This window comes from Rahnella sikkimica (assembly GCF_002951615.1).
Lineage (GTDB): Bacteria > Pseudomonadota > Gammaproteobacteria > Enterobacterales > Enterobacteriaceae > Rahnella > Rahnella sikkimica.
Map to the genome: position 1 here is coordinate 357031 of NZ_CP019062.1, position 11432 is coordinate 368462.

The 11432-nt window shown below is 56.7% G+C and carries 9 protein-coding genes and 1 pseudogene; 7 read left to right on the forward strand and 3 right to left on the reverse strand.

Annotation, left to right across the window (positions count from 1 at the left end; translation table 11 throughout):
• Positions 1-5 precede the first annotated feature (5 nt).
• The 5 genes from menD to menE are packed head-to-tail and all read left to right on the forward strand — an operon-like array spanning position 6 to position 5679.
• Entirely contained in the window at positions 6-1679 is a 1674-nt protein-coding gene (gene menD / locus BV494_RS01715; protein WP_104921284.1) for a 2-succinyl-5-enolpyruvyl-6-hydroxy-3-cyclohexene-1-carboxylic-acid synthase, read from the forward strand.
• On the forward strand, positions 1676-2473 hold the full coding sequence (menH, locus tag BV494_RS01720; RefSeq protein WP_104921285.1) for a 2-succinyl-6-hydroxy-2,4-cyclohexadiene-1-carboxylate synthase: 798 nt from the start codon (positions 1676-1678) through the stop codon (positions 2471-2473). The genes menD and menH overlap by 4 nt, the downstream gene beginning before the upstream one ends.
• The gene (gene menB / locus BV494_RS01725; protein WP_104921286.1) at positions 2460-3317 is read left to right on the forward strand and encodes a 1,4-dihydroxy-2-naphthoyl-CoA synthase; all 858 of its coding nucleotides are present in this window, start codon (positions 2460-2462) and stop codon (positions 3315-3317) included. Before menH ends, menB begins: the two co-directional genes overlap by 14 nt.
• On the forward strand, positions 3317-4318 hold the full coding sequence (gene menC, locus BV494_RS01730) for an o-succinylbenzoate synthase (RefSeq protein WP_104921287.1): 1002 nt from the start codon (positions 3317-3319) through the stop codon (positions 4316-4318). The genes menB and menC overlap by 1 nt, the downstream gene beginning before the upstream one ends.
• Positions 4303-5679, forward strand: coding sequence for an o-succinylbenzoate--CoA ligase (menE, locus tag BV494_RS01735; protein ID WP_104921288.1), 1377 nt, complete (start codon positions 4303-4305; stop codon positions 5677-5679). Before menC ends, menE begins: the two co-directional genes overlap by 16 nt.
• A gap of 55 nt (positions 5680-5734) precedes the next feature.
• On the opposite strand, the gene BV494_RS01740 is transcribed toward menE, so the two are convergent.
• Positions 5735-7168, reverse strand: coding sequence for a catalase (locus tag BV494_RS01740; protein ID WP_192938057.1), 1434 nt, complete (start codon positions 7166-7168; stop codon positions 5735-5737).
• Positions 7169-7488: 320 nt separating this feature from the next.
• Here BV494_RS01740 and BV494_RS01745 point away from each other — a divergent pair, with 320 nt between their 5' ends.
• Both BV494_RS01745 and BV494_RS01750 read left to right on the forward strand, forming a co-directional pair.
• Positions 7489-8034: a YfaZ family outer membrane protein gene (locus tag BV494_RS01745; protein WP_104921290.1), complete on the forward strand. Its 546-nt coding sequence runs from the start codon at positions 7489-7491 to the stop codon at positions 8032-8034.
• Positions 8035-8177: 143 nt separating this feature from the next.
• Positions 8178-9382: pseudogene (locus BV494_RS01750) on the forward strand (nicotinamide mononucleotide deamidase-related protein YfaY).
• A 654-nt stretch (positions 9383-10036) separates the two neighbouring features.
• Here BV494_RS01750 and yfaE read toward each other — a convergent pair.
• Both yfaE and nrdB read right to left on the reverse strand, forming a co-directional pair.
• On the reverse strand, positions 10037-10297 hold the full coding sequence (gene yfaE / locus BV494_RS01760) for a class I ribonucleotide reductase maintenance protein YfaE (RefSeq protein WP_101076085.1): 261 nt from the start codon (positions 10295-10297) through the stop codon (positions 10037-10039).
• Complete coding sequence (gene nrdB / locus BV494_RS01765; RefSeq protein ID WP_104921292.1) at positions 10298-11428, reverse strand: class Ia ribonucleoside-diphosphate reductase subunit beta; 1131 nt, start codon at positions 11426-11428, stop codon at positions 10298-10300.
• Between the last annotated feature and the right edge of the window lie 4 nt (positions 11429-11432).

Genomic DNA, 11432 nt, shown 5'->3' on the forward strand with positions numbered 1-11432 from the left:
CGAACATGTCTGTTGCCGTTTTTAACCGTCGCTGGGCGACGCTGATACTTGAAGCACTGACCCGCCATCAGGTGCAGCACGTCTGTATTGCTCCCGGCTCACGTTCCACGCCGCTGACCCTTGCGGCCGCGGCGCATCCGCACCTTATCTGCCATACCCATTTCGATGAACGCGGTCTTGGCCATCTGGCGCTCGGTCTGGCAAAAGCCAGCGGGCAACGTGTGGCAGTGATTGTGACGTCCGGCACCGCCGTCGCGAATCTCTATCCGGCGCTGATTGAAGCCGGGCTGACCGGTGAAAAACTGGTGTTGCTCACCGCCGATCGTCCGGCCGAACTCATCGACTGCGGCGCGAATCAGGCTATCCGCCAGACCGGCATGTTTGCCAGTCATCCCGTTGAAACACTGGATTTACCGCGCCCGACGCCGGAAATCAGCGCCCGCTGGCTGGTGTCGGCGCTCGATAACGCGCTGGCGCAGCAAACGCACGGCGCTGTGCATGTGAACTGCCCGTTTGCCGAGCCGCTGTATAGCGAAGATAACGGCGAACATCAGGACTGGCTGCAAACGCTGGGCGACTGGTGGCAGGGAACTCAGCCCTGGCTGACGTATCCGCCGGTGCAACATCCGGCGGTACAGCCCGACTGGTTTTCATGGCGGCAAAAGCGCGGCGTGATTATCGCCGGCCGCATTTCTGCCGGCGAAAGCGAACTGCTGGCGCAATGGGCGGAACAACTTGGCTGGCCGCTGGTCAGCGACGTTCAGGCATCGACCGGCAATCCGTTGCCGTGCGCAGATTTGTGGCTGGCGTCACCGCAGGCGCAGGGTGTGCTGGCGTCTGCGCAACTGGTGATGCAGTTTGGCGGCGGGCTGACGGGTAAACGCTTACTGCAATGGCAGGCCGCGTGCCAGCCGGAGGAATACTGGCTGATTGACGCCTTGCCCGGCAGGCAGGATCCGGCGCAGCACCGTGGCCGCCGTATTCAGGCCAACGTCGCTGAGTGGCTTCTGGCGCACCCCGCGCAGCCTCAGCCGGACTGGGCTGAAGAGCTGGAACAGTGTTCCCAGCGTGCGTTAAACTCCGTGGAAAACCGTCTGGAAGGCACCTTTGGCGAAGCCGCTGCGGCGTGGCTGCTGCCTGCTTTATTGCCGGAGCACGGCCAGCTTTTCCTCGGCAACAGCCTGATTGTCCGTCTTGTGGATGCTTTCGCGCAGTTGCCTGCCGGTTATCCGGTTTTCGCCAACCGCGGTGCCAGCGGAATTGACGGCCTGCTCTCGACCGCCGCCGGTGTCCAGCGCGCAACCTGCAAACCCACGCTGGTGCTTCTCGGCGATATCTCCGCACTTTACGATTTAAACGCACTGGCGCTGATGCGTCAGTGTTCTGCACCCACGGTCATCATCGTGGTGAACAATAACGGCGGGCAGATTTTCTCTCTGTTGCCGACGCCTGAGGCCGAGCGTCAGCGTTTTTACTGCATGCCGCAGAATGTCGAATTCAGCCATGCGGCTGCGATGTTTGGTCTGGATTACGCCTGTCCGGATTCTATGAGCGCATTGCGAGAAGCCGTCAGACAATGCTGGCAGCATGGCGGCGTAAAACTGATCGAGCTGAAAGTCAGTGAAACGGAAGGCGCGGAGTGTCTGCGCGATTTAGTCAGCGAGGTCAGCGCATCATGACGCTGGCCTGCACCCGGCTCAACAGTGAAGCCCAGGGGCGTCCGTGGCTGGTCTTTCTCCACGGTCTGTTAGGCAGCGCCAAAGACTGGCAGCCGCTGTTGCCTTCACTGACCGGATGGCCGTGCTTACTGTTGGATTTACCGGGGCACGGGCGTTCCGCCGCGATTACCGCCGCCGGTTTTGCCGACGTCAGCCAGTTGCTGACCGACACGCTGAATGCGCAGGGCATTACGGCTTACTGGCTGATCGGCTATTCGCTGGGCGGACGCATCAGCCTGTATCACGCCTGTCACGGTGACAGGTCCGGCTTACAGGGCGTGCTGGTGGAAGGCGCGCATCCTGGGCTGACCTGTCAGGCGGAACGCACACAACGCCGTCATCACGATCAGCAATGGGCCGCCCGTTTTACGAAGCAATCCTGGCTACAAACGCTCGCCAGCTGGTATCAGCAGCCGGTGTTTTCCAGCCTGACGGACGAACAGCGCGCGGAGCTGGTTTTATTGCGTCGGGGCAATAATCCCCGCGCCGTTGCCGCGATGCTGGCCTCCACGTCGTTGTCGGTGCAGCCGGATTTGCGCCCGGAATTGCATTTGCTTGCCTGCCCGCTGGCGTGGCTGTGTGGCAGCGCCGACACCAAATTTATCCCTCTCGCACAGCAGTCCGGTTTCGAACTGCGTACCGTCGCCAATGCCGGGCATAACGCCCATCGTGACAATCCGGCGGAATTTGCCCGTCAGGCGCTGGCGTTCATTAATTCACCTGTCTTAAAGGAAGTTGAGCATGATTTATCCTGATGAAAAAGAACTCTATGCGCCGGTTGAATGGCGCGACTGTACCGGCGAATTTGAAGATATCCGTTATCACAAATCGCTCGATGGCATCGCCAAAATCACCATTAACCGTCCGCAGGTGCGTAATGCGTTTCGCCCGCTGACTGTCAAAGAAATGATCCGTGCGCTGGACGATGCCCGTAATGACGAAGGTATCGGCGTGATCGTGCTGACCGGCGAAGGCGATAAAGCCTTCTGCGCGGGCGGCGACCAGAAAGTTCGCGGCGATTACGGCGGTTATCAGGATGCCAGCGGCGTTCACCACCTGAACGTGCTGGATTTCCAGCGCCAGATCCGCACCTGCCCGAAACCGGTTGTGGCGATGGTGGCCGGTTATTCCATTGGCGGCGGGCACGTTCTGCATATGATGTGCGACCTGACAGTTGCTGCCGATAACGCCATCTTTGGCCAGACCGGCCCGAAAGTGGGTTCCTTCGACGGCGGCTGGGGGGCTTCTTACATGGCGCGCATCGTCGGCCAGAAAAAAGCCCGCGAAATCTGGTTCCTGTGCCGTCAGTACGACGCCAAATCCGCGCTGGAAATGGGTCTGGTCAATACCGTGGTTCCGCTGGCGGATCTGGAAAAAGAAACCGTGCGCTGGTGTCGTGAAATGCTGGAAAACAGCCCGATGGCGCTGCGCTGCCTGAAAGCCGCACTGAATGCAGACTGCGACGGTCAGGCCGGGTTGCAGGAACTGGCGGGTAACGCCACCATGTTGTTCTATATGACCGACGAAGGTCAGGAAGGCCGCAACGCGTTTAATGAAAAACGCCAGCCGGACTTCAGCAAATTTAAGCGTAATCCGTAATGCGCCGCGCCACGGTGTACCGGTATAGCCTGCCGATGGAGGCGGGCGTGGTGCTGCGCAATCAGCGTCTGAAAACACGTGACGGTTTGCTGGTATCCCTGTGGCAGGACGATAAAACCGGCTGGGGCGAAATTGCGCCGCTGCCCGGTTTTAGTCAGGAAGCGTTGCCGCAGGCGCAGGATGCCGTTCAGCACGGACTGAGCCAGTGGGTGCAGGGCGCATCGCTGACGGCGGTGGCCTCAGCGTTCAGCAGTTTGCCTTCCGTGGCGTTCGGCCTGAGCTGCGCCGACGCGGAATTGCGCGGTGAATTGCCGGAAGTTATGAGTTTGCGCTGTGCGCCGTTGTGCCACGGTGATCCGAACGAACTGTATGCGCGTCTGGGCGAATTGCCGGGTGATTTGTTTGGCAAGAAAGTGGCCAAAGTGAAAGTCGGGTTGTACGAATCGGTGGGCGACGGGCTGAATGTCAGCATGTTGCTGGACGCGTTGCCGGAGCTGCATTTACGCCTCGACGCCAACCGCAGCTGGACGCCGGTCAAAGCCGAAGGGTTTGCCCGTCACGTCGCACCACAGCTGCGTTCGCGCATTGCGTTTATCGAAGAACCTTGCCTGACGCGTGAACAATCCCGCGATTTCTCCCGCACTACGGGCATCAGGATTGCCTGGGATGAAAGCGTGCGCGAGCCGGGTTTTACCGTTCAGGTTGAGCCGGGTCTGGCGGCGATCATCATCAAACCTACGCTGACGGGAAGCCTGTTGCGCTGCCGGCAGCTGATAGCGCAGGCTCACGCGGCGGGGCTGGAAGCGGTCATCAGTTCGTCTATTGAATCCAGTCTCGCGCTGACCCAGTTGGCGCGTATCGCGCAATGGCTGACGCCGGACGCCGTGCCGGGGCTCGATACGCTGGATCTGATGCAGACGCAACTCATCCGGCAATGGCCGGGTTCCGCATTGCCGCTGACGGATGTTTCTCAACTGGATATTGTATGGCAGAGCAAATGATCAGTGACTGGCCGTGGCGTGAACGGGCGAACTGTTCGCCGTTTGCCGTAGCGCTGAAAGCCGGGGATATCGCCTGGTGCTGGCGTGATTTGCAGCATCGTGTCGATGCACTGGCATCCGGTTTTATTGAGCAGGGTGTCAGTGAAGGTGCTGGTGTTGTACTGCGCAGTAAAAACAGCCTCGAAGCGCTGCTCAGTTATCTGGCGCTGTTGCAGGTTGGCGCCCGTTTACTGCCGCTGAATCCGCAGTTGCCGCAGAGTCTTTGCGAAGAATTGTTGCCACAGCTGGACGTCAGTTTTGTTCTGGATCTGACCGGACAACCGCTGTCCCTGAGCCAGACGCCTCTGTATTTGCGTAACGCGTTTTCGGTCAATAGTGTTCCATGGCAGCCGGAGCGTATTGCAACAATGACGCTCACTTCTGGCTCCAGCGGGCTGCCGAAAGCCGCTGCACACACCGTTGCCGCTCATCTTGCCAGCGCGCGCGGCGTTCTGGGCTTGATTCCGTTTACACACAACGACAGCTGGCTGCTTTCGCTGCCGCAGTTTCATGTTTCGGGGCAGGGGATTATCTGGCGATGGCTTACCGCCGGTGCCTCGCTGGTGCTGGCTGGCGATCAAAGTATCGGGTCTGCGCTGAAAGAATGCAGTCACGCATCGCTGGTGCCGACGCAGCTCTGGCGGCTGCTGAAAGAGCAGACCTTGCCGATATCCTTACGGCATGTGTTGCTTGGTGGCGCGCAGATCCCGCTGGAACTCACCACGCAGGCTGAACATGCGGGCGTTCAGTGCTGGTGCGGTTACGGGATGACGGAAACGGCGTCCACGGTCACGGCCAAACGCGCTGATGCGTCGGCGGGTGTGGGTATGCCGCTGGCCGGAAAAGACGTCCGTCTTTCTGACGAAGAAATCCTGATCCGTGCCGACAGCCTGGCGGCCGGTTACTGGAAAAACGGTGGTCTGACGCCGCTGACGGGTGCCGATGGCTGGCTGCATACCCGCGATCGCGGCGGGTGGCATGCCGGAGAACTGTTTATCGCCGGGCGTCTGGATAACCTGTTTTTCAGCGGCGGCGAAGGCATTCAGCCGGAAGATATCGAAAAAGTGCTGGTCAGCCATCCTCAGGTTTCACAGGCTTTTGTGGTTCCCGTTGCTGATGAACAGTTCGGACATCGTCCGGTGGCGGTGCTCGACGCACAGGCCGGGCTGGTTTATTCGGAACTGAATCTTTGGCTGAGCCGGAAATTGCCGCATTTCCAGTTGCCGGTGGCGTATCACGCGCTGCCCGAAACGCTGGCGCAGGGCGGTATCAAAATCTCCCGGCTGCGCATCCGGCAGTGGATTGAAACGCTGACCGCGTAGACGAAAAAAGGGCCGCATCGCGCGGCCCTTATCATTGCTTACGGTGTTAACCGGATCAGGCTTTCAGCGCTTCTTCGACACCCGCGCCATATGCCAGATCGACTTTATAGAACAGGTCGAGCTGGCGTTTTTGCGTTTCAGGTGATGCATGTTTCAGTTCACCCGCAATCCGCGCAAACATACGCTGATGTTCTTCGGCAGAAAGCAGATTGAACAGCAGACGCGGCTGCGTGTAGTAATCGTCATCTTCGCGGTGATTCCAGTGGTCTGCCGCGCCTTCAATCGTCAGCGGTGGTTCGCTGTAGTCTGGCTGTTCCTGGAATAACCCTGCACTGTTGGGCTCATACGTCACGCCGTTGCCGCTGTTGCCGTCAACACGCATCGCGCCGTCGCGGTGATAATTATGGAACGGGCATTTTGGCGCGTTCACCGGGATCTGATGATGGTTCACGCCCAGACGGTAACGATGCGCGTCGCCGTAAGAGAACAGGCGGCCCTGCAACATTCTGTCCGGTGAGAAACCGATACCGGGCACCACATTCGCCGGGCTCATCGCCACCTGTTCAACTTCGGCAAAGTAGTTTTCCGGATTACGGTTCAGCGCGAATTCACCGACCTCAATCAGCGGGTAATCGCTGTGCAACCAGACTTTGGTCAGGTCAAACGGGTTATACGGTAGTTCAGAAGCTTCTGCTTCGGGCATGATTTGCACGAACAGTTTCCAGCGCGGAAAATCGCCGCGTTCAATGGCGTCATACAGATCACGCTGTGAACTCTCGCGGTCGGTGCCCACCAGTTTTTCGGCTTCATCGTCCATCAGGTTTTCAATACCCTGCTGGCAGCGGAAATGGAATTTCACCCAGAAACGCGCATTTTCTGCATTGATAAAGCTAAAAGTGTGGCTGCCGAAGCCGTGAATATGACGGTAAGACGTTGGCAAGCCACGGTCACTGACGTCGATGGTCAACTGATGTAGCGCTTCCGGCAGATGCGAGAAGAAATCCCATTTATAGGCCGGGTTGCGCAGGTTTGTACGCGGGTCACGTTTTACGACGTGGTTAAGATCCGGGAATTTCAGCGGATCACGCAGGTAGAAGATCGGCGTATTGTTGCCGACTAAATCCCAGTTGCCTTCTTCGGTATAGAACTTCATGGAGAAACCGCGAATATCACGTTCTGCATCCGCTGCACCGCGCTCACCGGCAACGGTAGAGAAACGGATAAACATGTCGGTTTGCTTGCCGATTTCAGAGAAGATTTTAGCGCGGGTGTACTGCGTAATATCATGCGTCACGGTGAACGTGCCGTGCGCGCCGGAACCTTTTGCATGCATACGACGCTCAGGGATCACTTCGCGGTCGAAGTGGGCTAATTTTTCAAGAAACCAGACATCTTGCAGAAGCAGCGGGCCACGCCGGCCCGCAGTGATGACATTGTTATTATCGACGACGGGTGCGCCAGCGGCTGTGGTTAATCCTTTCTTCGTCATGACAATTCCTTCCAGTTTGAAACGGGTGGGGGGTAAAAGGGGCTGTGGTAGCCTTTTTACAGTCCTTGTCTGAGGGTTGCTTTCCTAAGCAAAATTCACTCTACCCACTAGTAATAAACCCTATATTGATCAGGGGCAAATAGGCTGGAGTTATCATTCCGATTAGAAACCTTCGTTTCATCAATGAAATCGATGTTTCTTACAATTTACCGCCTTTTCGCGAATGTTTTAAAGTTCCAAAAAGTTGTTACAGCAGAGTGAATTGCTTTAGACTTCAGGCGGAAGAATCATTGTCGTTTAGCAATTATTTAGGATAAATAATGAAAAAGTTTCTTGTCGCTGGTATTGCTGCCAGTCTGATGTTCGCGGCGGCTTCTGCCAATGCAATCAGCGTGAATGGTGAAGTTGGCGAGCATTACACCCACTTAGGCGTGGGCTTTGGCACCACCTCTCCGGGCCTGGCGTTGAGCGGTGACTGGACGCATAACGACGACGACGGCGATGTCGCAGGTCTGGGTCTGGGCTACAACATCCCGTTGGGTCCGTTTATGGCCACTGTCGGTGGTAAAGGTCTTTATACCAATCCGAAAGACGGCGACGAAGGTTACGCAGCGGCAGTCGGCGGCGGCCTGCAATTGCCCATCGCTAAACTGTTCACCCTGTACGGCGATTACTATTATTCTCCGGATTCATTGTCCAGCGGCATTGGCAACTATAAAGAAGCCAACGCGGGCGTGCGTCTGACGGCGATTCCGTTAGTGACCGTGAGCGTGGGTTACCGCTACATGGCGCTGGATGGCAAAGACGGTAACCGAGACAACATCGTCGCCGATGGCGCGTATGTCGGCGGCGCTGTTAATTTCTAATTCCTCTTTATCTTTCGAGGAATAATGTGTTCAAGCCTGCTTAGCGGGCTTTTTTTTCGTCTGTACTTTCACTTTGTGCCTGAGCGATTGTGTTTCAGCGTGAGCTTTTCTACAGTAGAAGGACAAAACGAGAGGAGAAAGTGATGCTTAGGGTTGAGATGCTCAGTACCGGCGAGGAAGTTCTTCACGGTCAAATAGTGGATTCAAACGCCGCCTGGTTGGCCAGTTATCTGTTTGACCAGGGCCTTCCGATGACCAGTCGTGAAACGGTGGGCGACAGTCTGGACGAACTGGTTAGCGTTATGAAAGAGCGCAGTCATATCGCAGATGTGTTAATCGTAAACGGGGTTTAGGGCCGACAACGGACGATTTAAGCGCGCAGGCCGCCGCCAAAGCCTGCGGCGTTGAACTGGTTGAAGACGCCGGGTGGATCAAAACCATGCAGGCATTCTTTAACGAACGTGGCCGCCCGATGGCCGAATCCAACCGTAAACAGGCGCAGATCCCGTCCAATGCCGAACTGCTGGATAACCCGGTTGGCACAGCCTGCGGATTCAGCGTCAGGCTCAACCGTTGCCAGATTTTCTTCACGCCGGGCGTACCTTCCGAATTCAAAGTGATGGTTGAGCAGCAAATTGTTCCGCGCCTTCACAAACAATTCCCTGCACTCGAAGCGCCATTGTGTCTGCGTCTGACCACCTTCGGGCGCGGTGAAAGCGATCTCGCCACTGAACTGGATAAACTCGAACTGCCGGAAGGCGTGGTGATGGGCTATCGCTCATCGTCACCCATTATCGAACTGAAAGTCACCGGCCCGCGTTCGCAGGAAGCGGCGATGCGTAAAGCCTTCGAACGTGTTCGCGAAGTGGCGGGCGAGAGCACCATTTTTGAAGGTCTGGGGAGTTTGCCGGATCGTCTGGCTGAGCGTCTGCTGGCACAAAACCTGCGTCTTGCGGTGAGTGAAAGTTTCACTGGCGGCCTGCTGAACTGGCGGCTGCAAAGCGCAGGCGTTCCGCTGGCCGGAGGAGAACTGCTGGCGCACAGCGAAGAGGCATCTCCGGAAAAATCCCTCGAAAGCCTGCTGGCGCGTGCCCGGTGTCTGGCGGAAAAAACCGGTGCACAACTCGCGCTGGCTGTCGGCGCAATATCCGGCGATCAGCTTAGCCTTGCCTTGCATACGCCCTCCGGCACACGTGGATTAACGATTCGTTATACCGCCACACGTCACGGACTGACGTTACGGCAGGAGACGATGGCGATGGTCGCGATGGATATGTTACGTCGTTATCTGAACGGGTGGGAGGTCGTGGCGGATTATCCGTGGCTCGACCGCGTCGGGAAGGTCTAGCTTTTGAAAAGCTAAGATCAAAACCTTGGGTTGCCACCCAAACTGGCAAAACCTTGGGCTCGCCGCCCAAACTGGCCCAAAGGGCGCGTTAACGCGCGCGCCCTCTGGACACCCGCGCTTTTTAACTGCGCGCTACCGCTCGCTGGCTACGTTTCAGAAACTCCGGCGAGTGCCGCAAAATCCCGCCGCTGCGCGGTTCCCTCCCGTCGGATTACAAACCGCGCGAAAAGATGCGCGGTTTTCCATCTCTCCTTACGGCGTGATTTTTGAAAGCGGCCACTGGCTTTTTAGTTCACAACCTCGCGTGCCATTCATCATTTAAAATCCAAGAAATCTTATAATCGATTATTTTGAAAGGTGAGATGGCGCGCTCAGAAATTTTGCTGACCGAGGGTTCGAGACCGCAAGGCTCGAAGCCCGTAGGGAGGGTACCGCGCAGCGGCAAAATTTCGCGCCACATTCGGTTGTGCCAGAACATGTCCATCGCCCCAGCGATAGCGCGTAGTGAAAGAGCCAGGGGGTCTTGGGGGCGGCGGCGATAAGCCGCCCCCAAGTCGGTGTGGGCCGACGCCCACGACCTTGATTTAGATTTAGATTTAGATTTTGAATTTAAACCGGAAGCCAATCTCAACAGCGGGTACGGGCAGCAGCCCGCTAAAATTCAACTTCAATATCCCCCACCGGCAAGCAGCAGCATGGAAGGACATCTCCTTCAGCCACAAACGCCAGCGGTTTCTCACTGTACTCAACCGTTCCGCGAACGAGCTTCATCCGACACGATCCGCAGTAACCTTCCCGGCACTGGTATTCTACTTCAACCTGATGATGTTCAAACACTTCCAGCAAATTCCGGTGGCCGGATTTGCAGGCCAGTTGCTGGCCGCTTGCTGAAAGTGTGATCGTCCTGTCCGTCATTTAAAGCTCGAAATCACTCAAATCGTCGGCGTGAACTTCAGAGTCAATCTGACCAACCAGATAGGAGCTCACTTCCACTTCCTGCGGCGCAACCTGCACGTTGTCGGAAACCAGCCACGCGTTGATCCACGGGATCGGGTTAGAGCGGGTTTTGAACGGTGCGGTCAGACCCACGGCCTGCATGCGGATGTTGGTGATGTATTCCACGTACTGACACAAAATGTCTTTGTTCAGGCCAATCATGGAACCATCTTTGAACAGATATTCCGCCCAGTCTTTTTCCTGTTGCGCCGCCAGTACGAACAGGTCATGACATTCCTGCTCACACTCTTTGGCGATTTCCACCATTTCCGGGTCATCCTGGCCTGAACGCAGCAGGTTCAGCGCGTGCTGAGTGCCGGTCAGATGCAGCGCTTCGTCGCGGGCGATCATCTTGATGATTTTCGCATTCCCTTCCATCAGTTCGCGTTCCGCAAAGGCGAAGGAACAGGCAAAGCTGACGTAGAAGCGCACGGCTTCCAGCGCGTTGACGCTCATCAGGCAGATGTAGAGTTTTTTCTTCAGTTCACGCAGGTTTACCACGACGGTTTTGCCGTTGACCTGATGCGTGCCTTCGCCCAGCAGGTGATAGTAGCTGGTCATTTCGATCAGCGTGTCGTAGTAACCGGAAATGTCTTTCGCGCGCTTGAGGATTTCTTCGTTAGTGACGATATCGTCAAACACAATCGCCGGATCGTTGACGATGTTACGGATGATGTGCGTGTAAGAGCGGGAGTGAATCGTTTCTGAAAACGCCCAGGTTTCAACCCACGTTTCCAGCTCAGGAATGGAAATCAGCGGTAACAACGCCACGTTCGGGCTGCGGCCCTGAATGGAATCGAGCAACGTCTGGTATTTCAGGTTGCTCAGGAAGATATGTTTTTCATGATCCGGCAGCGCCTGAAAATCGATACGGTCGCGGGACACATCAATCTCTTCAGGACGCCAGAAGAAGGACAGCTGCTTTTCGATCAGCTTCTCAAAGATTTCATGTTTCTGCTGGTCGAAACGGGCAACGTTGACTGACTGGCCGAAAAACATCGGTTCCAGCAGTTGGTTATTTTTGTTCTGAGAGAAAGTGCTATAAGCCATATTG

Excerpts from the sequence above, each read along its gene's own strand:
- menD (WP_104921284.1), top strand. The coding sequence starts at position 6 with ATGTCTGTTGCCGTTTTTAACCGTCGCTGGGCGACGCTGATACTTGAA.
- menH (WP_104921285.1), top strand. The coding sequence starts at position 1,676 with ATGACGCTGGCCTGCACCCGGCTCAACAGTGAAGCCCAGGGGCGTCCG.
- menB (WP_104921286.1), top strand. The coding sequence starts at position 2,460 with ATGATTTATCCTGATGAAAAAGAACTCTATGCGCCGGTTGAATGGCGC.
- menC (WP_104921287.1), top strand. The coding sequence starts at position 3,317 with ATGCGCCGCGCCACGGTGTACCGGTATAGCCTGCCGATGGAGGCGGGC.
- menE (WP_104921288.1), top strand. The coding sequence starts at position 4,303 with ATGGCAGAGCAAATGATCAGTGACTGGCCGTGGCGTGAACGGGCGAAC.
- BV494_RS01740 (WP_192938057.1), bottom strand. The coding sequence starts at position 7,168 with ATGACGAAGAAAGGATTAACCACAGCCGCTGGCGCACCCGTCGTCGAT.
- BV494_RS01745 (WP_104921290.1), top strand. The coding sequence starts at position 7,489 with ATGAAAAAGTTTCTTGTCGCTGGTATTGCTGCCAGTCTGATGTTCGCG.
- yfaE (WP_101076085.1), bottom strand. The coding sequence starts at position 10,297 with ATGACGGACAGGACGATCACACTTTCAGCAAGCGGCCAGCAACTGGCC.
- nrdB (WP_104921292.1), bottom strand. The coding sequence starts at position 11,428 with ATGGCTTATAGCACTTTCTCTCAGAACAAAAATAACCAACTGCTGGAA.